General features: G+C 67.1%; 21 protein-coding genes, 1 tRNA gene and 9 pseudogenes. 14 read left to right on the top strand and 17 right to left on the bottom strand.

What is annotated here, in order from left to right:
* Positions 1 to 177: 177 nt before the first annotated feature.
* A pseudogene (gene fadD8 / locus FQ389_RS02970) lies at positions 178 to 1769 on the bottom strand (fatty-acid--CoA ligase FadD8).
* Between the two features lie 77 nt (positions 1770 to 1846).
* Here fadD8 and FQ389_RS02965 point away from each other — a divergent pair.
* The 6 genes and pseudogenes from FQ389_RS02965 to FQ389_RS02940 all read left to right on the top strand — a co-directional run bounded on the left by FQ389_RS02965 (position 1847) and on the right by FQ389_RS02940 (position 8687).
* Positions 1847 to 3443: pseudogene (locus FQ389_RS02965) on the top strand (amidohydrolase).
* 50 nt (positions 3444 to 3493) lie between these two features.
* Positions 3494 to 4411: an o-succinylbenzoate synthase gene (locus FQ389_RS02960; protein ID WP_260860435.1), complete on the top strand. Its 918-nt coding sequence runs from the start codon at positions 3494 to 3496 to the stop codon at positions 4409 to 4411.
* Positions 4408 to 5190, top strand: a complete 783-nt coding sequence (locus tag FQ389_RS02955) for an alpha/beta fold hydrolase (protein ID WP_144206010.1) — start codon at positions 4408 to 4410, stop codon at positions 5188 to 5190. The genes FQ389_RS02960 and FQ389_RS02955 overlap by 4 nt, the downstream gene beginning before the upstream one ends.
* 97 nt (positions 5191 to 5287) lie before the next feature.
* Positions 5288 to 6937 (top strand): 2-succinyl-5-enolpyruvyl-6-hydroxy-3-cyclohexene-1-carboxylic-acid synthase, encoded by a 1650-nt coding sequence (gene menD / locus FQ389_RS02950; protein ID WP_144206009.1) that lies wholly within the window; start codon positions 5288 to 5290, stop codon positions 6935 to 6937.
* 17 nt (positions 6938 to 6954) lie between these two features.
* Positions 6955 to 7458, top strand: coding sequence for a DUF3592 domain-containing protein (locus tag FQ389_RS02945; RefSeq protein ID WP_407662729.1), 504 nt, complete (start codon positions 6955 to 6957; stop codon positions 7456 to 7458).
* Between the two features lie 75 nt (positions 7459 to 7533).
* Positions 7534 to 8687: pseudogene (locus FQ389_RS02940) on the top strand (glycosyltransferase family 4 protein).
* Between the two features lie 46 nt (positions 8688 to 8733).
* Here the strand turns inward: FQ389_RS02940 and FQ389_RS02935 are convergent.
* Positions 8734 to 9132 (bottom strand): annotated as a pseudogene (locus tag FQ389_RS02935) (cytochrome P450); the annotation flags it as partial.
* On the opposite strand from FQ389_RS02935, the gene FQ389_RS17680 reads away from it, so the two are divergent.
* Both FQ389_RS17680 and FQ389_RS02930 read left to right on the top strand, forming a co-directional pair.
* Positions 9132 to 9281 carry a hypothetical protein gene (locus tag FQ389_RS17680; RefSeq protein WP_186296245.1) on the top strand — a complete coding sequence of 50 codons (150 nt, stop codon included), beginning with the start codon at positions 9132 to 9134 and terminating at the stop codon, positions 9279 to 9281. The pseudogene FQ389_RS02935 and the gene FQ389_RS17680 sit on opposite strands and share 1 nt — an antisense overlap.
* 197 nt (positions 9282 to 9478) lie before the next feature.
* Positions 9479 to 9796, top strand: coding sequence for a hypothetical protein (locus tag FQ389_RS02930; protein WP_144206007.1), 318 nt, complete (start codon positions 9479 to 9481; stop codon positions 9794 to 9796).
* Between the two features lie 34 nt (positions 9797 to 9830).
* On the opposite strand, the gene FQ389_RS02925 is transcribed toward FQ389_RS02930, so the two are convergent.
* Positions 9831 to 10580, bottom strand: a complete 750-nt coding sequence (locus tag FQ389_RS02925; RefSeq protein ID WP_186296244.1) for an SDR family NAD(P)-dependent oxidoreductase — start codon at positions 10578 to 10580, stop codon at positions 9831 to 9833.
* Positions 10581 to 10652: 72 nt separating this feature from the next.
* Between FQ389_RS02925 and FQ389_RS02920 the strand changes: the two genes are divergently transcribed.
* A complete protein-coding gene (locus FQ389_RS02920) occupies positions 10653 to 11345 on the top strand; it encodes a demethylmenaquinone methyltransferase (RefSeq protein WP_144206005.1) in 693 nt (230 codons plus the stop codon).
* Positions 11346 to 11349: 4 nt separating this feature from the next.
* On the opposite strand, the gene FQ389_RS02915 is transcribed toward FQ389_RS02920, so the two are convergent.
* The 3 genes and pseudogenes from FQ389_RS02915 to menJ all read right to left on the bottom strand — a co-directional run bounded on the left by FQ389_RS02915 (position 11350) and on the right by menJ (position 13778).
* Positions 11350 to 11781 carry a DUF732 domain-containing protein gene (locus FQ389_RS02915; RefSeq protein ID WP_144206004.1) on the bottom strand — a complete coding sequence of 144 codons (432 nt, stop codon included), beginning with the start codon at positions 11779 to 11781 and terminating at the stop codon, positions 11350 to 11352.
* Between the two features lie 44 nt (positions 11782 to 11825).
* A pseudogene (locus FQ389_RS02910) lies at positions 11826 to 12451 on the bottom strand (class I SAM-dependent methyltransferase).
* A gap of 85 nt (positions 12452 to 12536) precedes the next feature.
* Entirely contained in the window at positions 12537 to 13778 is a 1242-nt protein-coding gene (gene menJ / locus FQ389_RS02905) for a menaquinone reductase (RefSeq protein ID WP_144206003.1), read from the bottom strand.
* Between the two features lie 21 nt (positions 13779 to 13799).
* On the opposite strand from menJ, the gene grcC1 reads away from it, so the two are divergent.
* Both grcC1 and htpX read left to right on the top strand, forming a co-directional pair.
* Entirely contained in the window at positions 13800 to 14816 is a 1017-nt protein-coding gene (gene grcC1 / locus FQ389_RS02900; protein ID WP_144206002.1) for a nonaprenyl/(2E,6E)-farnesyl/geranylgeranyl diphosphat synthase, read from the top strand.
* A 92-nt stretch (positions 14817 to 14908) separates the two neighbouring features.
* On the top strand, positions 14909 to 15769 hold the full coding sequence (gene htpX, locus FQ389_RS02895) for a zinc metalloprotease HtpX (RefSeq protein WP_144206001.1): 861 nt from the start codon (positions 14909 to 14911) through the stop codon (positions 15767 to 15769).
* 92 nt (positions 15770 to 15861) lie between these two features.
* Here htpX and FQ389_RS02890 read toward each other — a convergent pair.
* The 3 genes and pseudogenes from FQ389_RS02890 to FQ389_RS02880 all read right to left on the bottom strand — a co-directional run bounded on the left by FQ389_RS02890 (position 15862) and on the right by FQ389_RS02880 (position 18881).
* A pseudogene (locus FQ389_RS02890) lies at positions 15862 to 16802 on the bottom strand (NAD(P)H-dependent glycerol-3-phosphate dehydrogenase).
* Positions 16803 to 16889: 87 nt separating this feature from the next.
* Positions 16890 to 18316: pseudogene (locus tag FQ389_RS02885) on the bottom strand (flavin-containing monooxygenase).
* A gap of 73 nt (positions 18317 to 18389) precedes the next feature.
* On the bottom strand, positions 18390 to 18881 hold the full coding sequence (locus FQ389_RS02880) for a YajQ family cyclic di-GMP-binding protein (protein WP_144206000.1): 492 nt from the start codon (positions 18879 to 18881) through the stop codon (positions 18390 to 18392).
* Positions 18882 to 18953: 72 nt separating this feature from the next.
* On the opposite strand from FQ389_RS02880, the gene FQ389_RS02875 reads away from it, so the two are divergent.
* Together FQ389_RS02875 and FQ389_RS02870 are read left to right on the top strand one after the other, a co-directional pair.
* Positions 18954 to 19039, top strand: a tRNA-Tyr gene (locus FQ389_RS02875).
* Positions 19040 to 19123: 84 nt separating this feature from the next.
* Positions 19124 to 19549, top strand: a complete 426-nt coding sequence (locus FQ389_RS02870) for a hypothetical protein (RefSeq protein ID WP_144205999.1) — start codon at positions 19124 to 19126, stop codon at positions 19547 to 19549.
* Between the two features lie 618 nt (positions 19550 to 20167).
* Here FQ389_RS02870 and FQ389_RS17675 read toward each other — a convergent pair.
* Complete coding sequence (locus FQ389_RS17675; RefSeq protein WP_186296243.1) at positions 20168 to 20335, bottom strand: hypothetical protein; 168 nt, start codon at positions 20333 to 20335, stop codon at positions 20168 to 20170.
* Positions 20336 to 20659: 324 nt separating this feature from the next.
* Here FQ389_RS17675 and FQ389_RS17670 point away from each other — a divergent pair, with 324 nt between their 5' ends.
* Positions 20660 to 21001: a hypothetical protein gene (locus FQ389_RS17670; protein ID WP_186296242.1), complete on the top strand. Its 342-nt coding sequence runs from the start codon at positions 20660 to 20662 to the stop codon at positions 20999 to 21001.
* A gap of 203 nt (positions 21002 to 21204) precedes the next feature.
* Here the strand turns inward: FQ389_RS17670 and FQ389_RS02860 are convergent, their stop codons facing one another.
* The 7 genes and pseudogenes from FQ389_RS02860 to FQ389_RS02835 all read right to left on the bottom strand — a co-directional run bounded on the left by FQ389_RS02860 (position 21205) and on the right by FQ389_RS02835 (position 24741).
* Positions 21205 to 21537, bottom strand: a complete 333-nt coding sequence (locus FQ389_RS02860) for a TetR family transcriptional regulator C-terminal domain-containing protein (protein WP_407662733.1) — start codon at positions 21535 to 21537, stop codon at positions 21205 to 21207.
* A gap of 54 nt (positions 21538 to 21591) precedes the next feature.
* A pseudogene (locus FQ389_RS21955) lies at positions 21592 to 21669 on the bottom strand (TetR/AcrR family transcriptional regulator); the annotation flags it as partial.
* 1078 nt (positions 21670 to 22747) lie between these two features.
* Positions 22748 to 23124, bottom strand: a pseudogene (locus FQ389_RS02850) (SDR family NAD(P)-dependent oxidoreductase); the annotation flags it as partial.
* Positions 23125 to 23692: 568 nt separating this feature from the next.
* Positions 23693 to 23842, bottom strand: a complete 150-nt coding sequence (locus FQ389_RS17665) for a hypothetical protein (RefSeq protein WP_186296241.1) — start codon at positions 23840 to 23842, stop codon at positions 23693 to 23695.
* Between the two features lie 214 nt (positions 23843 to 24056).
* Positions 24057 to 24263: a hypothetical protein gene (locus FQ389_RS02845; RefSeq protein WP_144205997.1), complete on the bottom strand. Its 207-nt coding sequence runs from the start codon at positions 24261 to 24263 to the stop codon at positions 24057 to 24059.
* The gene (locus FQ389_RS02840; protein ID WP_144205996.1) at positions 24260 to 24550 is read right to left on the bottom strand and encodes a hypothetical protein; all 291 of its coding nucleotides are present in this window, start codon (positions 24548 to 24550) and stop codon (positions 24260 to 24262) included. Before FQ389_RS02840 ends, FQ389_RS02845 begins: the two co-directional genes overlap by 4 nt.
* Positions 24538 to 24741 carry a hypothetical protein gene (locus FQ389_RS02835; protein ID WP_144205995.1) on the bottom strand — a complete coding sequence of 68 codons (204 nt, stop codon included), beginning with the start codon at positions 24739 to 24741 and terminating at the stop codon, positions 24538 to 24540. The genes FQ389_RS02840 and FQ389_RS02835 overlap by 13 nt, the downstream gene beginning before the upstream one ends.
* Positions 24742 to 25184: the final 443 nt, after the last annotated feature.

Below are 25184 nucleotides of genomic sequence, written 5' to 3'. Positions count from 1 at the left end.
TTTGTTCATGCTGATCGAATCGCTGTTTTTGCTGTACAACGACACGCCGTCCGGAAGTGTCGGTTCTGCCCTTCGCGCCTCAGCGGCCCGACGCCCGCGAGCCGAACGTGACAGCACAGTCACGCCGGGCCGCGAGCGTGACTGTGCTGTCACGTTCGGCGAAAGCCTACCCACGGCCTAGCCGACGGAGCGGGCGGCGCCTTCCCAGGACTGGGCCCGCACGGCCTTCTTGTCCGGCTTGCCCAGCCTGGTTAACGGCAGCGCGTCGGCGATCACCACCCGCTTCAACGCCTGCACCGAGCCCTTGCGGTCCTTGACCGCGGCTTGGATCTCGGCGGTCACCTTCTCGAACGCGTCCTCGTCGCGCGGCGCGTCGGAGCGCAGTACCACCACCGCGGTGACCGCCTCGCCCCACTTCTAGTCGGGCGCGCCGACCACGCACACCTGGGCGACGGCCGGGTGCTCGGCGACGTCCTCGACCTCGTGGGGAAACACATTGAAGCCGCCGGTGACGATTATGTCCTTGACCCGGTCGACGATGAAGTAAAAGCCTTCCTCGTCCTCGCGGGCCATGTCGCCGGTGTGCAGCCAGCCGTCCTTGAAAATCTTCGCCGTCTCCTCCGGCAGGTTCCAGTAGCCGCCCGCCAGCAGCGGCCCGCTGACGCAGATTTCGCCGGGCTCGCCCTGCAGCATAGGCCGGCCGTCCTCGCCCAGCAGCTCCACCCGCGCGAACAGCGTCGGGCGCCCGCAAAAGGAGAGCCGCTTCTCGTCGTGCTCGTTCTTGGCCATGTAGGTGATGGCCATCGGCGCCTCGGACTGCCCGTAGTTCTGGGCGAAGATCTGGCCGAACCGGCGGATCGCCTAGGCGAGTCGCACCGGGTTGATCGGCGAGGCGCCGTAGTAGACCGTCTCCAGCGACGACAGGTCGCGGGTGTGCGAATCGGGATGGTCCATCAGCGCGTACAGCATTGACGACACCAGGAATCTCGCCGTAATGCGTTTCCCTCAATGGTTTTCAGTACCTCGGCCGGATCGAACTTGGGCAGCACATGCATTTCGCCGCCCTTGATCAGGGTGGGCAGGAAATATGCCGCTCCCGCGTGTTGAGAGCGGCGTGATCCTCAGAAACCGCGGGTTCTCCGGCCATTCCCATTCGCTGAGCCGGATCTGGGTCATCGACGAGATCGACTGCGCGGTGCCCATCACGCCCTTGGGCTTGCCGGTGGTGCCGTCGGTGTAGGTCAGGCCGATGACCTGATCGGGCGGCAGCTCCGCGGCGGTCAGCGGCTGCGGGTCGTACTTGGCGGCCTCGGCCGCCAAGTCGACGACGTGGGCCCGGGCGCCCTGCAGCGCTTCGGGCACCGGGCCGATGGTGAGTATCTGCTCGAGCGCGGGCACCTTGTCCAGCAGGGCCAGCGCCCGTTCGACGAACATCGGGTTCGGGTCGATGATCAGCGAGCTTATGCCGGTGCCGTTGAGCACGCAGGCTTGGTCGTCCAGCGAGCCCAGCAGGTGCAGCGTGGTGCGCCGGTAGCCGCGGTTCTGGCCCGCGCCGATGATCAGCAGCACCTCGGGCGATTGAGGGACAGCAGGCCGACGCCGGTGCCGGCGCCGAGCGCCTCGATGTACTGGCTGATGCGCTCGGCCATCTGGCCACCGGTCAGGGTGGTGTCGCCGAGGAACAGCACCGGCATGGTTTTGTGGCGCTTGAGCGCGCCCACCAGTAGATGGCCGTTGTGGGTGGGGTGACGCAACAGATCGCGGCTCATGTGGCCAGACTAGAACGTGTTGCAATTTGGGTCGGGCGCACCCTGTTCGACACCGGCAATCAGTACGATTCCTCCCCATGGCCGATGCAGATCTCGTCGTGACCGGAAACATCCTGACCGTGGACGAGGCGAAGCCCACGGCCGAGGCGCTTGCCGGCGCCGATGGCCGCATCGTCGCCGTCGACACCCGAGCCGAGGTGGCGGGATTCGTCGGCCCCGACACCCAGAGACTCGGTGACGGCTGCGTCATGCCGGGATTCGTTGAGGAACACGGTCATCCGCTGATGGCGGCCGTCGCGCTGTCGGACCGACTGGTCGGCATTCGGCCGGTCACCATGCGCAGCGCCGACGACGTCGTGGCCGCGATCCGCTCCGAGGCTGCGCCGCGGATCCGACGGCGCCTACCTCAACGGCTGGGATCCGCTGCTGCAGAACGGACTTCCGGAGCCGACGCTGGGTTGGCTCGATGACATCGCGCCCGACGGACCGCTGGTGATCATTCACAACTCCGGGCACAAGGCGTACTTCAACTCGCGGGTCGCTCAGCTGCACGGCCTCAACCTCGACACCCCCGACTCCAAGGGCGCCAAGTTCGGCCGCGACGCCGCCGGCGAACTCGACGGCACCGCGGAAGAGACCGGCGCGGTGTTTCCGCTGCTGAGCGGCGCCATCGACTTCGCGTACTATCCGCGGATGCTGCTCGCCGAGTGCGCGCGGCTGAACCGCGCCGGCCTGACGACCTGCTCGGAAATGGCCTTCGACCCCGGGTTCCGGCCGATGGTCGAACAGCTGCGCGCCCAGCTCACGGTGCGGCTGCGCACCTACGAAATCTCCAACCCGCAGATGACCACCGACTCCACCCTCGGACAGGGCGACGACATGTTGCGCCAGGTCGGCATCAAGATCTGGGTCGACGGCCCGCCGTGGATCGGCAACATCGATCTCTCGTTCCCCTACCTGGACACCGAGGCCAGCCGGATCATCGGCGTCCCGCCCGGCTCGTGCGGGTGCGCCAACTACACCGCCGAGCAGTTGCACGAAATCGTCGGGGCGTACTACCCGCTGGGCTGGCCGATGGCCTGCCACGTGCAGGGCGACGCCGGAGTGGACACCATCCTGGACGTCTACCAGGAGGCGCTGAAACGCCATCCGCGTGACGACCATCGGCTGCGGCTCGAGCACGTCGGCGCCATCCGGCCCGATCAGCTGCGCAGCGCCGCCGACCTCGGCGTGGCCTACAGCATCTTCGTCGACCAGATTAACTACTGGGGCGACGTCATCGTTGACGGCCTGTTCGGCGAGGAGCGCGGAACCCGTTGGATGCCAGCGGGGTCCGCGGTGGCCACCGGAATGCGGATCTCGTTGCACAACGACCCGCTGGTCACCCCCGAGGAGCCGCTGCGCAACATCAGCGTCGCCGTCACCCGGACGGCGCCCAGCGGGCGGGTGCTCGGGCCGCAGGAACGGCTGACGGTCGAGCAGGCGATCCGCGTCCAGACCATCGACGCCGCCTGGCGGCTGTTCTCCGACGACGTGGTCGGTTCGCTCGAGGTCGGCAAGTACGCGGATCTGGTGGTGCTGTCGGCGGATCCGCGCGCGGTGCCGCCCGAGCAGATGGCCGATCTGAACGTGCGGGCGACGTATCTGGCCGGGCGCCGAGTCTACGGCCAGTGAGGCCTTCGCTCGACGAGTTGCTGGAGCGCCTACACGTGGTGGCGCTGCCGATGCGGGTGCGGTTCCGCGGCATCACCACCCGGGAGGTCGCGCTGATCGAGGGCCCGGCGGGGTGGGGCGAGTTCGGGGCGTTCGTCGAATACCCGCCGCCGGAGGCCACGCACTGGCTGGCGTCGGGCATCGAGGCCGCCTACCGCCCGCCGCCGCCGGGGCGCCGCGAGCGCATCCCGATCAACGCGACCGTGCCGGCCGTGCCCGCCGACCAGGTGCCCGAGGTGCTGGCCCGCTTCCCCGGAGCCCACACGGCCAAGGTGAAGGTCGCTGAACCCGGCCAGACGCTGTCCGATGACGTCGCCCGCGTCAACGCGGTGCGCGCGCTGCTGCCGACGGTGCGGGTGGACGCCAACGGCGGCTGGACCGTCGAGCTGGCGGCCCGGGCCGCGTCCGCCCTGACCGCCGACGGCCCGTTGGAGTACCTCGAACAGCCCTGTTCGAGCGTCGACGAACTCGCCGCGTTGCGCGCGCGCATCGACGTGCCGGTCGCGGCCGACGAGAGCATTCGCAAGGCCGACGATCCGCTGGCGGTGGTCCGCGCCGGGGCCGCGGACATCGCGGTGCTTAAAGTGGCTCCGCAGGGCGGGATTTCGGCGCTGTTGGACATTGCCGCGCAGATAGACGTCCCGGTGGTGCTCTCCAGCGCGCTGGACTCGGCGGTGGGCATCGCCACCGGGCTGGCCGCGGCGGCGGCCCTGCCGCGGCTGCGCCACGCCTGCGGGCTGGGCACCGGCAGCCTGTTCGTCGAGGACGTCGCCGATGTGCCCGCCCCGGTCGACGGGACCCTGGCCGTCGGGCCGGTGACGCCGGATCCGGCGCGGTTGCACGCGCTGGCGGCACCGCCCGAGCGGCGGCAGTGGTGGATCGACCGGCTCACGGCCTGCCACGCGCTCCTTGTACCGTCGTGCGAGTGACCAACCTGGCTTACGACGACCGCGGCAGCGGTGAGCCCGTGCTCTTCATCGCCGGTAGCGGCGGCCCCGGGCGCACCTGGTTGCCGCACCAGGTTCCGGCGTTCGTGTCGGCGGGATACCGCGTGATCACCTTCGACAACCGCGGGATCGGTGCCACCGAGAACGCCGAAGGGTTCACCACGGAGACGATGGTCGCCGACACCGCCGCCCTGATCGAATCTCTGGACGCCGCCCCGGCCCGCATCGTCGGAGTGTCGATGGGTGCCTTTATCGCCCAGGAGCTGATGGCGGCCCGGCCCGAGCTGGTGCGGGCCGCGGTGCTGATGGCCACCCGCGGCCGGTTGGACCGCGCCCGTCAGGGTTTTTATGACGGCGAGGTCCAGCTGCATTCGTCGAACATCGAGCTGCCGCCCGCGTACGAGGCGAAAGTGCGCGTGCTGGAAAGCTTTTCACGCAAGACGATCAACGATGACGTGTTGGTGGCGGACTGGATCACGATGTTTCGGACGTGGCCGGTCAAGCGGACCCCCGGGCTCCGGACCCAGTTGAGCGTCTCGCCGCAGACCAACCGGCTGGCGGCCTACCGCGCCATCACGACACCGGTGTTGGTGATGGGCTTCGCCGACGACGTGATCACGCCGCCGCACCTGGGCCGCGAGGTCGCCGACGCCATGCCCAACGGCCGCTACGTGCAGATTCTCGACACCGGGCACCTGGGTTTCTTGGAGCGGCCCGACGCGGTCAACAGCGTGGCGCTGAAGTTCTTTGCCGACGTTTGATCGCGCCCAGCGTCGACTTGTTGGGCGGATAAGCGGCGGTTGGACCAACAACTCCACGTTCGGTGGGCAGCCCGGCCTGCTGTGACACCCTGTAGGGGTGAACCCCTCGACGACCCAGGCTCGCGTCGTCGTTGACGAGCTGATTCGCGGCGGCGTCCGCGATGTCGTGCTGTGCCCCGGTTCGCGCAACGCCCCGCTGGCGTTCGCGCTGCAGGACGCCGACCGAGCTAGCCGAATCCGGTTGCACGTGCGCATCGACGAGCGCACCGCCGGCTTCTTGGCCATAGGCCTGTCGATCGGCGCCGGTGCGCCGGTCTGCGTCGCGATGACCTCGGGCACAGCCGTCGCCAACCTCGGCCCGGCTGTGGTGGAAGCCAACTACGCGCGGGTGCCGCTGATCGTGCTGTCGGCCAACCGGCCCTACGAGCTGCTGGGTACCGGGGCCAACCAGACGATGGAACAGCTGGGTTATTTCGGCACCCAGGTGCGCGCCACGATCAGCCTCGGGCTGGCCGAAGACGCGCCTGAACGGCTGGAGTCGCTGAACGCGACCTGGCGCTCAGCCACCTGCCGAGTGTTGGCGGCGGCCACCGGTTCGCGCACCGCCAACGCCGGCCCGGTGCAGTTCGACATCCCGCTGCGCGAGCCGCTGGTGCCGGAACCCGAACCGCGCGGCGCCGTCATACCGCCGGGACGGCCCGACGGGAAGCCGTGGACCTACACGCCCCCGGTCGTGTTCGACCAGCCGCTGGACATCGACCTGACGCCCGACACCGTCATCATCGCCGGGCACGGCGCGGGCGTGCATCCCAACCTCGCGCAGTTGCCGACGGTCGCCGAACCGACGGCACCGCCCGCCGCCAATCCGCTACACCCGCTGGCCCTGACGCTGCTGCGCCCGAAGCAGGTGATCATGCAGGGCCGCCCGACGCTTCATCGCCCGGTGTCGGCGCTGCTGGCCGACCCGCAGGTGCCGGTTTACGCGCTGACCAACGGCCCGCGCTGGCCGGATGTCTCGGGGAACTCCCAGGCCACCGGGACCCGCGCGGTGACAACCGGGACGCCGAGCCCGGCGTGGCTGCTGCGCTGCTCGGAGATGAATCAGCACGCGCTAGCAGCGGTCCGCTGTCAGCTCGCGGCGCACCCGTTGACCACTGGGCTGCACGTCGCCGCCGCCGTGGCCGACGCGCTGCGCCCGGGCGATCAGCTGGTGCTTGGCGCGTCCAACCCGGTGCGCGACGCCGCCCTGGTCGGCCTGTCCCCGCACGGCATCCGGGTGCGGTCCAACCGTGGCGTCGCCGGCATCGACGGCATCGTGTCCACCGCCATCGGGGCCGCGCTTGCTCATGAACGCAACGGCACCGCCGAGAATCCGGCCCGCACCGTCGCGTTGATCGGCGACCTCACGTTCGTTCATGACAGCTCCGGACTATTGATCGGCCCGACCGAACCGACCCCGCGGCAGTTGACGATCGTGGTGTCCAACGACAACGGCGGCGGCATCTTCGAACTGCTCGAGCAGGGCGACCCAAGGTTCTCCGACGTGTCGTCGCGGATCTTCGGCACCCCGCACGACGTCGATGTCGGCGCGCTGTGCCGCGCCTATCACGTCGAAAGCCGCCAGATAGAGGTGGTCGAGCTGCACGCGGCGCTGGACGAACCCGGCACCGGGATGCGGGTCCTGGAGGTCAAGGCGGACCGGTCGTCGCTGCGCGGTCTGCATGCCGCCATCAAGGCAGCCTTGTGAAGTTCTTGAAAACATTGATGCGCATCTTGATTCACGGTCGCGGCGATGTACCGCCGACCAGTCGCGTGCGAACGGCGCTACGGTTCACCAGGATCGCGGTGCTGATCATCGCCGGTCTGGTGACGTTGCAGTCGGTGTTGCTGGTCGCCGGGGCATGGCGCAACGATCTTGCGATTCAGCACAATATGGGCGTGGCGCAGGCGGAGGTGCTCAGCGCCGGTCCGCGCCGCTCGACTATCGAATTCGTCACACCGGAGCGGGTGACGTATCGGCCCGAGCTCGGGGTGCTGTATCCGTCCGAATTGGCTACGGGTATGCGGATTTACGTCGAATACAACAAGAACGACCCCAATTTGGTTCGGGTGCAGCACCGCAATGCGGCATTGGCTATCATCCCGGCTGGGTCGATCGCAGTGGTCAGTTGGCTGGTCGCGGTGGTCCTGCTGGTGGCGCTGGCGCTGGTGGACCGACGGTTGGACCGTCGCGGTGCGGCGCGAGCCGGTCGCAGCAAAGCCGCATGATGGGTGACCAGCAAATTCGCGCCCCGTATGCCACCCCGCAACCTCGGAGACAATCGGCGCTGACACGATGATCTCGTGCGCGTTGCGCTAGTCGCGGAATCATTTCTGCCGCAGGTTAACGGTGTCAGCAATTTTGTCGTCCGAGTGCTCGAGCATTTGCGCCGAACCGGCCACGAAGCTTTGGTGATCGCCCCCGACACCCCGCCCGGTGAACCTCTCGCCGAACGGATACACGATGGCATCCGGATGCACCGGGTGCCATCTCGAATGTTCCCCAACGTGACGACGCTGCCGCTCGGTGTGCCGCGGCCTCGGCTGCTCAAGGTGCTGCGCGGATTCCAGCCCGATGTGATGCACCTAGCTTCACCAGCGTTGCTCGGTTACGGCGGGGTGCGCGCCGCCCGTCTGCTCGGCGTGCCGACGGTGGCCGTCTACCAAACCGACGTACCGGGTTTCGCCGAGAGCTATGGCATCGGCATCACCACTCGCGCGGCGTGGACGTGGTTCCGGCATCTGCACCGGCTCGCTGACCGTACCTTGGAGCCGTCCACTTCCACAGTGTAATCCATTGTTGCCCACCGGATTACGCGGGTACACCAGTGGGCACGCGGGGTCGACATCATGGGGTATGCGCCGTCGGCGCGGGACGAGGCACTGCGGCGGTGCTGGTCGCCCGAGGGCAAACCGATCGTGGGTTTCGTGGGCCGGCTGGCGCCGGAGAAACACGTGGAGCGGCTGGCCGGGCTGGCCGTCTCCGGTGAGGTGCAAGTGGTCATCGTCGGCGACGGGGTCAACCAACGCAAACTTCAATCCGCAATGCCGTCAGCGGTTTTCACCGGTGCCAAGTATGGAGCGGAGCTGGCCGCCGCGTACGCCAGCATGGACGTCTTCGTGCAAACCGGCGAGCACGGGACGTTCTGTTAGGTCGTTCAGGAAGCGCTGGCGTCGGGGTTGCCTGTGATCGCGTCCGACGCCGGCGGCCCACGCGACCTGGTCACCCCGTGGCGCACCGGCTTGTTGTTGGGGTCAACGAGTTAGAGCGCCGGCTACCCAAAGCGGTGGCGCACCTGCTGCAGGAACGCCCGCGCTATTCGCAAGCCGCGCGGCGCAGTCTGCTCGCCTGCACCTGGCCGGCCATCTGCGACGAGTTGCTCGGCCACTACACGGTCGTGCAGTCTCCCGCCGCCAGAAGCGCGTGGCTCCCAACGGCGCTACGCGCAAGCGAGTAGCTCCGTCGTCAGCGCGAGATTGCGCGACGTTCGTGCTGTCGGGCGTGAATTCGATTGGGAGCGTGCTTGGTCCGCTTAGTCCGGTGAGTGGCTTCCACGGCAAGGGCCGATGCGGTGGGCATCGGGCATGCGCCGTGTCATGCGGCCAGGGCCTCGGCGAGCTCGAGTCGAGCCAGGTTGGCGCCCAGGCAGTAGTGCATGCCGGCACAGCATGTTTGCATCGGCGGCGCTCCGACGCGGGTGATGTCAAGTCAGTCGGGGTCATCGTAGACGTCGGGGTCGCGGTTGGCGGCGGCGGTGTTTGCGATGAACAACGTGCCGGCGGGGATCGTCACCCCGGCGATTTCGACATCCTCGAGCGCGATGCGCAGGGTGGCGGCCGCGTGGGTGAATGCCGCATCGTCTGTTCAACCGCGCTATTCGCCAACTCGGGATGCTCGGCCAGTGGCTCCCTCCGAGATCAAAATCTCGACGGGTGTCGTGTACAGCCATGCCGGCCAGGCCGATCGCTGGGCAGAGCTCTGCCGCCAGCCGATCGCGGCTCGAGAGGGCTCCCAGTTCTTCACCCGCGCATGTCTGGTGATGGCGTTGTAATTTCCTGGGCAACGGTGACGAAGCGAGGGTGGCCGCCTGTGGGCTGGATGCGGAGGCGGATAGCGCCGACAAACCCGTCCGGGTTTGTTTTGCGCTGGCGGCGTACGGAATGGCCTACCGGTACGCTGATTCCGGCGCCGCATACGCCGCCTTGCGGCGGGCCTTGGTGGTGGCGCGGGAGAGGCGGCAACCGACAGATGGAGTCGGCCGCCGCCGTCACGATGTGCTTTGCTTCCATGGACCACGATCTTGCCGAGTTCTTCGAAAACCTGAGCGCAGCCTTGCTGCACTACTACGACACCGGCAGCGTGACCGACCTGCGCAACCCGTTGGCGATCCTCGCCGCCATGTTGGACCGCCTCGGACACCACGAGGCCGCCGGGCAACGATCAGCGGATTCGCCGCGACTGACTGGACACGCGCAGCCTTCCCCCAGATCGACACGACGATTGCGCACCTGCGCGAAGTCCTCGGCGACCCGACCTATGAATCACTCGCACAACATGGTGAGGTGATCAGTCCCGCCGCTATGATGGCCTACGCGTACGACTAAATCGACTGCGCTAGAACGGAATTAGACCCGGTTCTCGTAGTCGGTTTTCGCGTTCTGCAGCGGCGAGCTGCCGAAGAACACCCGCAGCGGCGGCTGCTCGGCGTGACGACTTTGAGTATCGCGGCGGCCGACGCCTGCGCATGACCCTTCGCCGACCAGCGCTGGCGGCATTGGTCCTCGACCATCGCGCGCAGCTCGTCGTACACGGGCAGCGGGTCGGAGTGCTTGGCCGATGAGCCGGACAGTCGGTGTCGTAGCCGGCCGGTTCGATCAGCGTGACGTGCACACCAAACTCCGCCACTTCCCCGGGCCAACGCCTGGGAGAAGCCGCCGATCGACGACACCCGGATGATGTGCCCGCTGCCCTGCTCGCGCAGATAGGGGTGTGGCCTAAGTGACCCACAGCGCACCGAACACATTGGTCTCGATCTGGTCGGGTCGCGTGCCTCTTGCTCGGACAGTTCTTCGACGAATCCGAAGTGGCCGTAGCCGGCGTTGTTCACCACGACGTCCAGCCGGCCGAAGTGGTCGTATGCGTGCTTGACCGCCGCGAAATCGGCATCGCGGTCGGTGACGTCGAGCTGGATCGGCAGCAGCGCATCGCCGTACTTCGTCGCCAGGTCGTCCAGCGTGGCCGTGTCGCGCGCTGTGGCGGCCACCTTGTCGCCCCGCTCCAATGCCACGACGGTCCATTCCCGCCCGAACCCACGCGATGTACCGGTGACAAACCCAACCTTTTCGCTCACGCCGTTCTGTAACACCGCTCAGGCCGGGACCATTCCCAAACGGGCCAAATTGGGCCGGGTAGCGTCGTCGTCGTGAGTCGAGCGGCCTTGGACAAGAATCCCCGGGAGGTCGCGTCGATGTTCGACGGCGTCGCCCGCCGCTACGACCTGACCAACACCGTGTTGTCGTTGGGGCAGAACCGGTACTGGCGGCGGGCCACCCGTGCTGCGCTGCGGATCGGCCCCGGCCACAAGGTGCTGGACCTGGCGGCTGGCACCGCGGTGTCTACCGTCGAGCTGGGGAAATCCGGGGCCTGGTGTGTGGCGGCGGACTTCTCGGTCGGGATGCTCGCCGCAGGTGGAGCGCGCAGGGTGCCCAAAGTCGCCGGTGATGCCACCCGGTTGCCGTTCGGCGACGGCGTATTCGACGCCGTGACAATCAGTTTCGGTTTGCGCAACGTCGTCGATCCGCAGGCGGGTCTGCGGGAGATGGTCCGGGTCACGAGGCCCGGTGGCCGCCTAGTGGTGTGCGAATTCGCCACGCCCACCAACGCGCTGTTCGCCACCGTCTACAAGGAGTACCTGATGCGGGCACTACCGCGGGTGGCACGGGCGGTGTCGAGTAACCCCGACGCCTACTTTTATCTCGCCGAGTCGATTCGGGCATGGCCCGACCAAGAAGAGCTGGCCGCGCAGATCGCGGCCGCGGGCTGGTCGGGTGTACGCTGGCGCAACCTGACCGGTGGCATTGTGGCCCTGCATGCGGGCCACAAGCCGTGGCGGTGATCGCTTAGTTCGGGTGGGTGCCGGCCGCCTGGACGACGCCGATCTGGTCCGGGCAGTAGTGGTCGACGGCCGCGCCGAGGAATTGGAACGCCTGCCCCTGACTGGTGCCGCGGGGCAGGTTGCGCTGGATGAAGGTGGCCGACTGGTACGCGTCGTGGTCCACGCCGCGACCCAACCGGTCACAGGTGGTCTTGCCCAGCCACGCGAGTTGGTCCTGCGGCTGGTAGATGCCGAACCCGTTGACGGTTTGCTTGAACGGGGCGTCGTAGTCGGTGGGCGGCGACGGCGTCCGCAGCGGCGTTGCCGCCGGAGGCGGCAACGGCGTCGACGGTGCGAGCGGTGGCGGCGGGGCGGTCGGGTCGCCGAGCGCCGGCACGGCCAGCGAAATGGCGGCCGCCGCCACGGCGACACTGGTTAGCAGCCTGGTACCCTTCATTAGCCGGACTATACACCGCAGCAACGACCCGGTCTCCGGGATGATCAGTTCCGATGGGCGAGCAGCAGCCACGCGCTGACCGACTTCAAACCGTTTGGGTTCGTCCCGGAATCCGACGAATGGCATCTCGGGAACGTCGTCGGGCAAGTTGGCGTGGATACGGGCAGGGCGGATCTCGTCGACGACCCAATAAGTCGGACACCACGGCGCGTAGTTCGTCGGCGGTCACCGCGTTGATAGGGCCGTCCGGTACCGCCGCCTTGTCGAAGACCAGAGCGAAGTAGGAGGCGCCCGGCGCGACGGCCCGGCTGATCGATTGCTGGTAGCCCTCGCGCGCCTCGACCGGGATCGAGTGGAACAGGGTGCTGTTGACAATGGTGCCGAACCGGCCGTCATATCCGGTGAACGTGCTGATGTCGGCGACCTCGAAGGTGGCGTTCGTCAGTCCCCGGCGCGCGGCCTCGCGGCGGGCCAGGTCGATCGCGGTGGGGGGACAGGTCGAGACCCACCGTGGTCATGCCGCGTTCGGTGTGGAACTTGCCCTGTTCGATCAGCGCGGCCAGTTCCGGTTAGTGGCGCCGATGCTCCAGGGCGGCCGCCCGCCCGCGCCGAACTGGGCGGTTTCCCCGCGGTAGGCCGCTTCGAACTCGAAATCAGTTGGCTGAGTCATGCCTCCAGCTATATCAAATAGCCTGATCTATGTCAACTAAGTTGTTATATGACGCCTGGCTGTGTCGCTCTTACGAGAAGGTGGTTCAGCTGAAGGGGGTTCGGCGATCGATGAGCCGGGACAACCGTCCGGCGCCACGCCAGGTCCGCGCCAGCCAGTCGGTGTCCTCGTCGGTGACCAGGTTGGCCATCACCCGGACCGCGATGGTCATCAGCGTGGTGGACCGCATGGCGATCGGGCCGGCCGCGGGCAGGAAACGCTGGAAAGTCAGCAGCAGTGCGAGCCGGCGTGCGACGGAGAACCCGCGGCCGTAGTGGTCGGACAGCAGCGACGGCCACAGCCCGGACACGTCGTGGACGTCCAGCACCTCGGCGGCCAACCGGCCTGTCTCCAACCCGTAGTCGATGCCTTCGCCGTTGAGCGGGTTCACACAGGCGGCCGCGTCGCCGATCAGCATCCAGTTCGGCCCGGCCACGCCGGAGACCGCACCGCCCATCGGCAGCAGCGCTGACGAGATGGCCCGGGGCGCGCCGGCAAAGCCCCACTCCTCGCGGCGCAGGTCGGTATAGTAGGAGATCAGCGGCCGCAGCGCCAGGTCGGCCGGACGCTTGGCCGTCGACAGTGCTCCCACGCCGATGTTCACCTCGCCGTTGCCGAGCGGGAAGATCCAGCCGTACCCGGGCAGCACGGCGCCGTCGGGTGAGCGCAGTTCCAGATGCGAGGTGAGCCAGGGGTCTTCGCTGCGCGCGGTAGTCAGATAGGCACGGGCCGCGACGCCGTACACCGTCTCCTGATGCCAGCGCCTGCCTAGCTTGCGGCCCAGCGGCGAGCGGGCCCCGTCGGCCACGATCAGCCGCCGACAGCGCAGCTCGGTGCCGTCGGCCAACACCACCGACGTCACTCGCCTAGACGAGTCATGATGCACGCCAACGGCTTTGGTGCCCAGCAGCATTCGTGCGCCGGACTCTTCGGCGACCTTGCGGATCCGGTCGTCCAGCTCGAGGCGGGCCACCGCGCTGCCGGTCGAGGGGAACGACGGCCCGGGCCAGTCGACTTCCAGCTCCCCGCCGAAACCGCTCATCCGTAGGCCCCGGTGCCGGCTGCGGGTATCCAGCCAGGCGCCGAGCCCGAGGCGTTCGCACTCGGCGACCGCGCGCGGTGTCAGCCCGTCGCCGCAGGGCTTGTCGCGCGGGAAACTGGCGGAGTCGACGACCAGCACGTCGCGGCCCGCTCGGGCAGCCCAGGCAGCCGCCGCCGAACCCGCGGGTCCAGCGCCCGCCACCACGAGGTCGGCGCCGGAGGACTTGGTGTCGGGCGGCGTGTCCACGCCCCCCAGTATGTTAGTCGCGTGAGTATTCCGGCGACGGTGGTCGCAGGCATCGATTTCGGTGATGCGGCGTTTGCCGCGACGGTGCGCGACGGTATGGCAAACATCGAGCTGCTCATGGATACCGAGTTGCGCAGCGCCGACGAGATCATGACCGATTCGCTGATGCATCTGTTCAAGGCCGGCGGCAAGCGGTTTCGGCCGTTGTTCACCGTGCTGTCCGCACAAATCGGCCCCAACCCGGACGCGCCGGAGGTGACCATCGCGGGTGCGGTGATCGAGCTGGTGCACCTGGCCACATTATACCACGACGACGTGATGGACGAGGCGGAGGTCCGTCGCGGCGCCCAGGCCGCCAACGTGCGGTGGAGCAACAACGTCGCGATCCTAGCCGGCGACTACCTGTTCGCCACGGCCTCGCGGCTGGTGTCGCGGCTGGTGCCGCAGGCGGTGCGGTTGATCGCGGATACGTTCGCGCAGCTGGTGACCGGTCAGATGCGGGAGACCCGGGGCATGTACAAACAGGCCCTGGGCGCGGATCCGATCGAGCACTACCTGAAGGTGGTGTACGAGAAGACGGCCTGCCTGATCGGCGCCGCCGGCGAGTTCGGGGCGATGTTCTCCGGAGCCGACGACGAGCAGGTTGCGCGGCTGGCCCGACTCGGCGGCATTGTGGGTACGGCGTTTCAGATCTCCGACGACATCATCGACATCGACAGCGACTCGTGCGAGTCGGGCAAGGTGCCGGGCACCGATATTCGCGAAGGCGTGAACACCCTGCCGATGGTCTACGCGCTGCAACAGCCCGGGCCGGACGGTGATCGCCTGCGTGAACTGTTGTCCGGACCGGTCAAGGACGACGACGCGGTGACCGAGGCGCTGACGCTGCTGCGCGCGTCGCCGGGCATGGCGCAGGCCAAGGACTTCCTGGCGCAGTACGCCACCAAGGCCCACCACGAGCTGGGTCTTTTGCCCGACGTGCCGGGCCGGCGCGCGTTGCAGACGCTGGTCGACTTCACCATCAGCCGCCACGGCTAGCGGGGCGTGGAACCTGAACGGCTACTCCGGTCGTTGGATTGACAAGAGTCAAGTACCGAACAAGGTCGCCACGTTTTCTTAAAGGAGGAACCGTGACCTGGCATCCACATGCCAACCGGCTGAAGACCTTCCTGCTGTTGGCCGGCATGTCTGCGATGATCGTGTTCGTGGGTTCGCTGTTCGGTCGGACGGCGATGTTCTTGGCGTTGATGTTCGCCATCGGGATGAACGTCTACACGTACTACAATAGCGACAAGCTGGCCTTGCGGGCGATGCACGCGCAGCCGGTGTCTGAGCTGCATGCGCCGATGATCTACCGGATCGTGCGCGAGCTGGCCACCGCCGCGCACCAGCCGATGCCGCGGCTGTACATCAGCGACACCAACGCCCCCAACGCGTTCGCCACCGGGCGCAACCCGCGTAATGCCGTGGTCTGCTGTACCACCGGCATCCTGGACATCCTCAACGAGCGTGAGCTGCGCGCGGTGCTCGGTCATGAGCTGTCGCACGTCTACAACCGCGACATCCTGATCTCGTGTGTGGCCGGTGCTCTGGCAGGTGTGATCACCGCGCTGGCCAACATGGCGATGTGGGCCGGCATGTTCGGCGGCAACCGCGACGGGGAGAATCCCTTTGCGCTGCTGCTGGTTTCGCTGCTGGGCCCGATCGCCGCGACGGTGGTACGGCTGGCGGTGTCGCGCTCCCGCGAATACCAGGCCGACGAGTCGGGTGCGGTGTTGACCGGCGACCCGTTGGCCCTGGCGTCGGCGTTGCGCAAGATCTCCGGTGGCGTGCAGGCAGCGCCGCTGCCGCCCGAGCCGCAGTTGGCCACCCAGGCACACTTGATGATCGCCAACCCGTTCCGGGCAGGTGAGCGGATTGGTTCGCTGTTCTCGACGCACCCGCCGATCGAGGACCGGATTCGGCGGCTGGAGGCGATGGCGCGCGGGTAAGGTCCGCGCGTGCGCTCAAGGCTTTCAGTGTTCGCCTACGGCGGGCCGCGTCGGCGTGTCGGCGCCCGGGACGCACTCTCGGCGCCGGCTACCTACGATCCGTGGTTGATCACCGCGTCGACTTCGCGGGCGATCGGCATGTTCAGCCCCGAACTTGTTGGCGAATTCCATGATCACGCTCGCGGCCTTTGACCCCTCGGCGACCTGATTCATCGACGCTATGATTTCGTCTATCGGCTTGCCGGCGCCGAGCTGTTCCCCGACGTGCCGGTTCCGGCTGCGCTGGTTGGTACACGTGTCGATCAGGTCACCCAGCTCGGCCAGCCCCGGGAAGGTCTCGGGGTTTCCCCAGCGCGCCCAGCTTGGTCATCTCGCGCAGCGCGCGGGCGATCACCAGCGCCCGGGTGTTCTCACCGATGCCCAGCGAATAGCCCATGCCGACGGCGACCGCGTAGACGTTCTTCAGCGCCCCGGCCATCTCGACGCCGATCACGTCGTCGGTGGTGTAGACCCGGAATCGCCGGGTGCGGAACAGCCTCGACAGCCGGGTGGCCAGGTGCTGGTCGGGCATAGCCAGCACTGCCGCGGCCGCATACCTCTCACCGACCTCGCGCGCGATGTTGGGGCCGGCCGGGTGACCCGGCAGCACTTCCTCGATGATCTGCGACATCCGCATGTTGGTGCCCTGTTCGAGCCCCTTGACCAACGAGACCACCGGCAACCCACGGCCGCAGCTCTTTTCCCAATTCGGTGAGCACACCGCGGAATCCGTGCGAGGGCACGCCCATCACGACGACGTCGGCGCAGTTAGCGGCCTCGGCGAAATCGGTGGTCGCGCGCAGCGTGTCGCTCAGCTCGACCTCGCCGCCGAGGTAGCGGGTGTTGCGGTGCCCTCGTTGATGTCGTCGGCGGTCTCTTCCGAACCCACCCATTGCAGGGTCGGTCCCTGGCGCGCGCAGATCGACGCCACCGTGGTTCCCCAAAAACCGCCACCGAGGACAACAACTTTGGGTTCGCGCTTTTCGGCTGGTATGGAGTCAGCGTATTGCCGTCGTCCCAAATTTTGTAGCAATTTGCGCGGTAGCAATTTACCTGGGAATCAGCGGCGGGCCGCGAGCGGCTAGCCCGCGACCGCCACCCGGTCGGCGACCCGGCCGAACTCCATGGCCTCGTCGATGCGGTCGAACCGGTAGTCGAGGGCGTCGGCAAGGTAGTTCTGCCGCACGTTCCACGGTCGCCTGGTGCCCGACTTGGGCAGCTCGTGCGCCGAGCGTTTCACGTAGCCGGCGATGTCCCAGGACGGCTTCTCGTCCATCGGCACGGAGCCCAGGTACGGGTTAGGCGTGGGTGTAGCCGTGAGAAGTCATGTGCACCAGCAGTTTCGCGGTGGCACGGGCGATGATGTCGGCGCGCAGCGTCCAGGAGGCGTTGATGTAGCCGACGTACCAGAACAGATTCGGCACGTCCTCGAGCATGTGCGCCTTGTAGACGAAACGTTCACGGTGATCGATCATTTCGCCGTCCACGCTGATCGAAGTGGTCGATCTCGTCGGTGACCACCTCGGCGCGGCCCTCGGTGATCGAGTTGTACAGGTCGGCGTCGGGGATCAGGCACATCCGCTGGCCCCACGGGTTGTACCGCGGTTTGAAGTGGACGTCGACCGCGTACCCCTCGGGCAGGCTGGTGATCGCCTTGCGCCGCAGCAGCCTGCGGACCATGCCCGGCAGCTTGCGGGACAACCGGAAGAACACGGCTTCGGTCAACGCGGCGTAGGTCTGGGTGGCCAGGCGAGAAGCCTTGCGGCAACAGGAAACTCATCACCGCGGCGAACCAGCTGTACTTGGATGCCGAGATCAGATAGGTCGGGGAGCGCTGCAGCATGGTGACCGTGGCGGCGCGGTCCGACAGCGACGGAAGCAGGCTGACCGCGGTCGCGCCGCTGCCGATCACCACGACTTTCTTACCGGTGTAGTCCAGGTCTTCCGGCCAGTGCTGGGGTGCACGACGGTTCCGCCGAACTGGTCGATGCCGGAGAATTCCGGGGTGTAGCCCTGGTCGTAGTTGTAGTAGCCGGACCCGAAGAACACGAACCGGCTGCGGTAGATCGTGCTGTCCTCACCCTGATCGACGGTGTTCGCCCAGGTGTCGGAGGCCGAATCCCAGTCCGCGGAACGGACGTAGCTGTTGAACCGGATGTGACGGTCGATGCCGTACTTGCGCGCCGTGGCGGCCAGGTACTAGCGGATGTCGGCGCCGTCAGCGACGCCTTCCTTGCGAGTCCAGGGTTCGAACGGAAAGGACCAGGGTTCGAACGGAAAGGAAGCGTGAAGATGCTGCTGTTGGTCGCACGCCGGGATAGCGGAACAGGTCCCAGGTCCGCCGATCTGCGCGCGGCGTTCCAGGATGGCGTACGTGGGGTGCGGGTTGCGCTCGGCGATGCGATAGGCCGTGCCGATGCCGGATATCCCGGCGGCGACGATGACGACGTCGAAATAGCCGGCCTCGACCGGCGGCTGTCCGGTGGCCTGCGGGGGAGTCACGGTCATCGTGCACCTCGCTTAGCAGTGTGCAGCTCGACACTACACTAGGCATCCCGCCGGTTGGTGGGCCAGCAACCCCTTAGCGGTAGTTGACGAACTGCACGGCCACGTCCAGGTCCGCGTTGCGCAGCAGCGCCTGGACGGCCTGCAGGTCATCCCGTTTCTTGCTGGTGACGCGAATCTCATCGCCCTGGATCTGGGTTTTCACCGTCTTGGGGCCCTCGTCGCGAATGAGCTTGGTGATCTTCTTCGCGTTCTCGCTGTCGATGCCCTGCTTGAGCGTGCCGGTGACCTTGAAGGTCTTGCCCGAGGCGTGCGGTTCGCCGGCGTCGAACGTCTTCATCGAGATGTCGCGTCGGATCAACTTCTCCTTGAACACGTCGACAGCGGCCTTGACGCGCTCCTCGGTGGACGAGGTCAGTTCGACTGCATCGTCGCCCTTCCACGCGATCTTGGTGTCGGTACCGCGAAAGTCGAAGCGGGTGGCCACTTCCTTGGCCGCCTGGTTGAGCGCGTTGTCCACCTCTTGCCGATCGAACTTGCTGACGATGTCGAATGATGAGTCCGCCATGCGATCCCCCTCCTAGGGTGTGGCTCCGAGCCGTTTGTGAAATGTCTACCCGGTCGTTGTACCCTGCTAGGCGGCAGGTTGCCCGAGCGGCCAATGGGAGCGGACTGTAAATCCGTCGGCTTACGCCTACACTGGTTCGAATCCAGTACCTGCCACCACAGTTCAGGCTTGGTATCAACCGTCGATCTCGGCGACGATCTTGCCGAGGACTCGCCGTACGCCCAGTCCCTCGCGCGGCGGGAATGTCCTGGAACGACATCTTCGCACTGACCGCGGACCGGATGGCGCCGCGTGGTGTTGGTCAGCACTATCACCTGGACGTCGGGGGTGGGCCACGCACCGCTGGCGAAACCGACGGGATCGAAGATCACGTCCAGCCCGCCCCGTCGGTCGCCTCGCGCAACGCCGTGGCAAGCGGTGCGCCGCCGGCGGTGGTGTCGCCGTCGGCGATGACGACGTGGTCGGCACCCAGCGATCGGCAGAATTCGGCCCGTCTGTCGTCGCTGACGACGACGACCTCGGCGTGCAGCGCTCAGGCGTTGGCCGACGGTGAGGCCGCCGCGGTCGACCAGCCCGATCCACGCGGTCCTGTTGGGGATCCAGAATCCCGCCGCGGCGGCGTCGTCCAGGTCGGGCGGCGTCGCGAAGATGACGCCGGCATGCGCTAGCACCTCGGTGGCGAGGGATCCGTGGCCGCCGAGGAAGTCGCTGATGCCCAGCACCCGGGTGCCGACCGCGAAGTCGACGCCCGGCCGGGCCGCGGTGACGGTGCTGACCAGCTCCTGGCCGGGGGTGAGCGGCAGCCGCGGTGTCAGCGGGTAGGTGCCCCGGGCACATCAGCACATCGGGCAGCCCGAGACCAGCCGCCGTGACGCGGATCCGCACCTGCCCGGCGGCGGGGTCTCCCAGCGTTCGGTCCACCCAGCGGAGTACGTCGGCCGGCTCGCCGAATTCGTTGACTTGCCACGCTTTCACGCGACCAGCTCCAGCACGAAGTCCGGGATCATGCCGACACCCATGCGGCATTTTATGAATGCGTCCGCGCCGCGCGCAGCACATTCGTCAGACGTGTGCGCACCGATTCAGCTACCGGCGGGCACCTCCGCGAAACCCGGCACTCCCGCGTCTGCAACGGAATTGAATGCGGGTGACCAGGCGTTCGTTGATCTCGTCGATGGCACTCTGCGGCAGTGCGGTGACGTCGAAGTTCTCACGGATGCGTGCGGGGTTGACCGATCCCGTGTCAGTATCGCACTGTCACGTTGAATTCCCCAGGCCAGCAACACTTATGCGCGAGTCTTCCCGACGCTCCGTGCGATGTCGGCGATCAGCGGGTCGTCGAGCAACCGGGGCTCCAGGGCGTGGCCCAGTGACGCGAAAGCCAGCAGGATGATGTCCTCGGTCGCGCACAGTTCGTGCAGTTCCCCCTGCGGGTGGTAGGGGTGTGCTTCCACCTCGACGAAAAACGCTGGGTGACAACATGTCTCGATAACTTGCTGACCGCCTCGGCGGTGGTCCGGACGGCGCTGGCCAGAAATCGGAAGTTCACCAGCGCGGCCAGGTAACCGTCGCCTTAGGATAGGCGAGGGCCGGCGGTGGAGTCCTTTACGACAGCGACTTCGAAGTCCTGCTCGATGCGCTCGCGCAGGTGGCCTTCCACGCACAGATTGGCGGCCATCTCTGCCCAGGACCACCTGGTTGACGCCGCGCTTGCGTAGTTGCAGCGCAAGGTCGTTGGATTCGGGGCCGACGATCTTGTGCGGAGAGGCGATCACCGTGTGGCCGTAGTGGATGTGCTGCCGGTACTCGGGCAGGAAGTCGGCACCGGACTCGGCGAACCCGTCGGTGGTGTACGCGCCCCGGCGTTCGAACATGCCGACACTGCGCATGAACTGTTCGAGCAGATCGCCGAAGCGCCACTGGCGATCGGACGGATAGAACTAGTGTGGCGACAACGCGACGGTGATCTGCGCGAGCTTCGCGGCGTCGAAGAGCTCGCCGAGGTGAGCGACGGTGTTGTTGTCGCGGATGCTGGCGCCGAATACGGGCCACGACACTCCACCGGGGCTGAGGAAGTCGATCTGCGGATCGGTGACGACCAGCGCGCAACATGGTCGTGATCAAGCTCGAACTTCGCGCTCAGTAGCGCGGGGTGCTGCGGTTCGTCGTAGCTGGTCGGGTGGTCATCGGCGTCGTCCTCCGCTCGGTTGATCGGACCATAGATGACCAGTCGTCTATTAATCAACTCCCAAAGTCACCGACGTGTTCCTTGCACATTCGGCTCAGCGGGCAGGACCGGCACCGTGACGGTCTCGAACCGTTCCTAGGGTGCACGACTGCGGGTCACCTTCCCACGCAAAGCGGCACCCTCCCACGCCTCGATCAGCATCGAGGCGAGCTCGGCCGCATCGATGTCCGCCCGGACCTCGCCCGGGGAGCCGGTCTGGCCGGAGCGCACGCACGCTGTGAGCGCCGCGTCCCAGCGCCCGAGAATGCGAACGAGCTCGGCTCGCACCGGTTCGCTGGCGCCGCCAAGCTCGAGTGACAGATTGCCGACCAAGCAGCCGAGCAAGAAGTCGCCCGCCTCGTGCTCGTCGGCGAGCGCGTGGAAGAAGCGGGTGATTCGCTTCTCCGCCGGTCCTTCCCCGTCGAGCAAGGGCAGTAGCCGGGCTTCGATGTCGGACCAGTAGTGATCGAGAACCGCCGCGGCGAAGGTTTCCTTACTCGAAAAGTATGCGTAGAACGAGCCTTTCGGCACACCGGCGGCGTCGGTGATGTCTTTGACCCCGCTGGCCGAAAAGCGGCTTCGATGCGCGGGTAGACCTGCGCGGGAGTTTCCGCCGCCTCGTACTGTAGCATGGGCAGGTCGGCGTCGAAAACGCTTGCGGGAACAGTATCGACGGCCATGGCGGTCTCCTTAGCCCGGAATCCGCAGCGTACGAACGTTGGTAGACAACTTTCAGATAATGTATGGCCATGGTGAGGGGTTTCAACGAGGCGCGGGACGGTTTTGGGGCCGATGCCTCATGTGCCGCACTCGCTCGGGGCTGACACTGTCGGCATGGTCGTTTTCGATGCTGCCACCCGCACGGCTCCGGTGGTCCCAAACCAGCCGTGGGACAAGGTGTTAACGGAGGGTCATGCGCCTCTGGTCAGGACCCGGCGGATATTTCGTTACCTGCCGTCGGCGCCGCGCCACAAGGTATGTAACAACCCGTTCGGCGGGCCGGTGGGACGTGCCCCTTCGCCGCGGCCGGGTTCAGCCCGTCCCGCAAAAATCCCAACCTGTGCAGCCGATGCGATGCGCTTCCCCGGGCGGCGCCGAGGTCGACGTCGCGGTGCTGTTCGCCGACGTTCGCGGTTCCATCGTGCTGGGCCGGCGTCACGACGCCGCGGACTTCTCGGGCTGCTCAACCGCGTTCTACGCGACCGCCACGCAGACCCTGCTTCGGAACGACGCGCTGATCGACAAGCTGATCGGCGACGAGGTCATGGCGATCGTGCGGGGTATCAGCGGACCGCAGTACCGGCGCCGCGCGGTGTTGGCCGGGCATGGAGCTGCTGCGGGCCGTCGGTTACGGGCGGGACGTGGGACCCCAGTTGCGGCTGGGCCTCGCGGTCAACGCGGGCGTTGCCTACGTCGGCAACGTCGGCGAGATGGTGGTCGACTTAACCGCGCTGGGCGATCCGGTGTACCTCTCGACCCGGATACAACAGCACGCCGCCGGCGGGGAGTTGCTCGTCGCGGCTGGGGTGGCGGACGACCTGATGCGCGGTGCCTGCAGTTTCGTGGTTACGACCGGCCGGTCGAAGCGTTCGCCCTGCGGGCGTGACGACACGACTGGACATACATCGGGAACGAAATGTCGGTTACTTGGGTCGCTGGCGTTGAGGCCCGCGACGACCTCGTCGTAGTCGCCGCGGGCCTCGCCGTAACGCAGGAACTTCACCCGCTCGACCTGAATTTCGTTGGCACCCGGGTCGTTCTCCAACAACCGCATGACCTCGTCGAGGAAATCGTCCAGTGGCCATCGCGGCATCGTTATCGCGTTGCCCAGGCACCAGATCCGTCTGCACCGACGGCGGCACCAGCTCCTTGGTCTCGACCGTGGAACCGGCGAATGGCAGCCGCAGTGATTCGCTGAGCATGTGGACGGCGGCCCTTCGACGCGTTGTAGCTCGGGGTCGCCCGCAGAGGCACGAACGCCAGTCCCGACGACACGGTGATGATGGTCGCGGCGGGCCAGGGTGCGGCCGTACCGATCGCAGGCGGTGAAAACCCGTAGGCCGCGCCGGATGGTGCCGCGACCGGCCAGGCCCGCCACGCCGGCCAGCAGCGGCTTGGCGGTGATCCGGAACTGTTGCAGGGTCCGGTCGAGCTGGCGGGCCTGCTCGGTCAGGCCGATGGTCTCTTGGCTGCCGCACAGCGTCGCAGTGCAGATTTCGATCAGCTCCGACAGCGCCTTCAACAACTTCCGGGTGGCCTCGCGGATGGCGGTTCTCGTGTTCGTCGGCAACACGAGGATCGCCACGGCAACCCCGATCACGGTCTCCTCGATGCGCAACATCAGCACGGCGGGGGAGAACTGGCCGAGCAGGTCGTAGAGCAGCGCCAGCATGGTGGTGATCCAGAACGTCATCAGGCTATTAGGTGACGGTCATGAATGACGGTCATGAAGTAGAAGGCGCAAACCAGGCAGATGAAGATCGCTACCAGCGCGGCGGTCGTGTCCACCGGCGAACAGCGTGGCCGCCAGGATGCCGCAAGGCTCGCCGAGCGCTGTGCCGAGCATCCGCCTGCCAGCCCTTGGTCAGCGTCTCCCCCAGGACTTGGTGCCGGCAAAGATCACGAACGTCGCGATCACCGCCCAGAACCAGCGGCCCGGCGACACCAGCTCGCCGGTCACGATCGCCAACGCCGCGGCGATCGCCACCTGGATCGCCTGCCGGGTAATCTGCAACAGACCCCTGTTGGCTTGCGGGTCGGCGGGCTGGGCGTCTTGCGGACCGACGGTGGTCAGCTCGCCCCATTCTACCCCCTCTACTCCCTCGACTATTGCCCCGGACTTCGGCGGTCGCGTTGGCGGCGTTGATGGTCGCCAGCGCGAGGCGGCGTACCGCGACCTGGTCGGATGTTGGGGGCGACGACTGCCAGTCCAGGACGGCCTGCGCCTGTCACGCGGCCAGCTGCAGACCGGCCAGCGACGGGATGCGGATCGACTGGGCGAGACCGGGAGCGCGTCGACCAGTTCCATGCGGATGCCGGCCGGGATCGCGGTGGTCGCCGGCGGCGATGGACGCCGCCTGCCGGCCGGCATTGGCGACCCATTCGACAGCCAGTTCGGCGTCGAACAACCACGGTGCCAGCTGCTGGCTGGTCACCCCGGCCACAGCATGGCGGGATCGGCCTTGTCTTCGATCTGGGTCTGCACCATCAGCGCGGTTTCATTGAGGCGGATGGTGCGGGCTCGCATCTGGCGCCGTCGACGTTCGTCGAGCCGTCCGGTCCGAACCGCCTCGGCCGTGGTGTCGACGACGATCGCCATCCGTGCGCGCAGTGCCCGAATCGTCTCGCGCAGCACGCCTTCCGGATGGTCGGGCACCACGTAGCTGCTCATCACGTGGGCGCACAGCGTGCCCACCACTACGGCGGCGATCATCCACGGCAACTCGGAAGCCTTGGCGTGCAGATACCGTGCAGATACAACGTGAAGAAATAGGATATGAACGCGACCATGCCGAGTGCCCGGCCGCGGGGCCGTACCGGCCGGATATAGACCGCGACGAAGACGACCACGACGAAAACGGCGGCGGCGGCGATGTTGTGCGGCGCCAGCAGAACAACGCCGCCAGCGAACACGCCAGGGAAGCGGTCGTCCGCGTCGCCATCCGGAGCCGTAGCAGGCCCTCGGACCCGATCCACCAGTTTTGCGCCCGCTCGTAGTTTGCCCGCGCGGTACCGCGCAGCCCGCCGGTGCGGCCCGAGTCCGGATCGTCTCGCCGGGTACCGCCAGGGCTGCGGTCACGGACGTCGCGCCCACCCGACACTAGTTACCGCCTCTCCTGGGCTCACTCCAGGGTGCCTGCCGGCCTCATCCGAGTTTCAGCGCCGAACACAAAACACCAGGTGGGGTGTCGCTAAAGGCCTGTATATCTGTAACGTAACGGCTATGACGCGGGCCAGTTGTGCGGTGTGTCACGAAAGCTTCTTCGGGCGCTCGGATGCCGTGTATTGCTTTTCCGCGTGCCGGCAAAAGGCTCATCGCGCCCGGACCGCCCGCCGCGTCACCGTGCTGCGGTAGG

This window comes from Mycobacterium tilburgii, from assembly GCF_902168065.1.
GTDB lineage: Bacteria > Actinomycetota > Actinomycetes > Mycobacteriales > Mycobacteriaceae > Mycobacterium > Mycobacterium tilburgii.
This window is presented reverse-complemented; position numbering and strand designations above follow the sequence as displayed.

What these genes read in the sequence shown, in the direction of transcription:
- FQ389_RS02960 (WP_260860435.1), top strand. Translation starts at nt 3,494, where the DNA reads ATGCGGGTGCGGTTCCGCGGCATCACCACCCGGGAGGTCGCGCTGATC.
- FQ389_RS02945 (WP_407662729.1), top strand. Translation starts at nt 6,955, where the DNA reads ATGCGCATCTTGATTCACGGTCGCGGCGATGTACCGCCGACCAGTCGC.
- FQ389_RS02930 (WP_144206007.1), top strand. Translation starts at nt 9,479, where the DNA reads ATGGAGTCGGCCGCCGCCGTCACGATGTGCTTTGCTTCCATGGACCAC.
- FQ389_RS02915 (WP_144206004.1), bottom strand. Translation starts at nt 11,781, where the DNA reads ATGAAGGGTACCAGGCTGCTAACCAGTGTCGCCGTGGCGGCGGCCGCC.
- FQ389_RS02880 (WP_144206000.1), bottom strand. Translation starts at nt 18,881, where the DNA reads ATGGCGGACTCATCATTCGACATCGTCAGCAAGTTCGATCGGCAAGAG.
- FQ389_RS02870 (WP_144205999.1), top strand. Translation starts at nt 19,124, where the DNA reads ATGTCCTGGAACGACATCTTCGCACTGACCGCGGACCGGATGGCGCCG.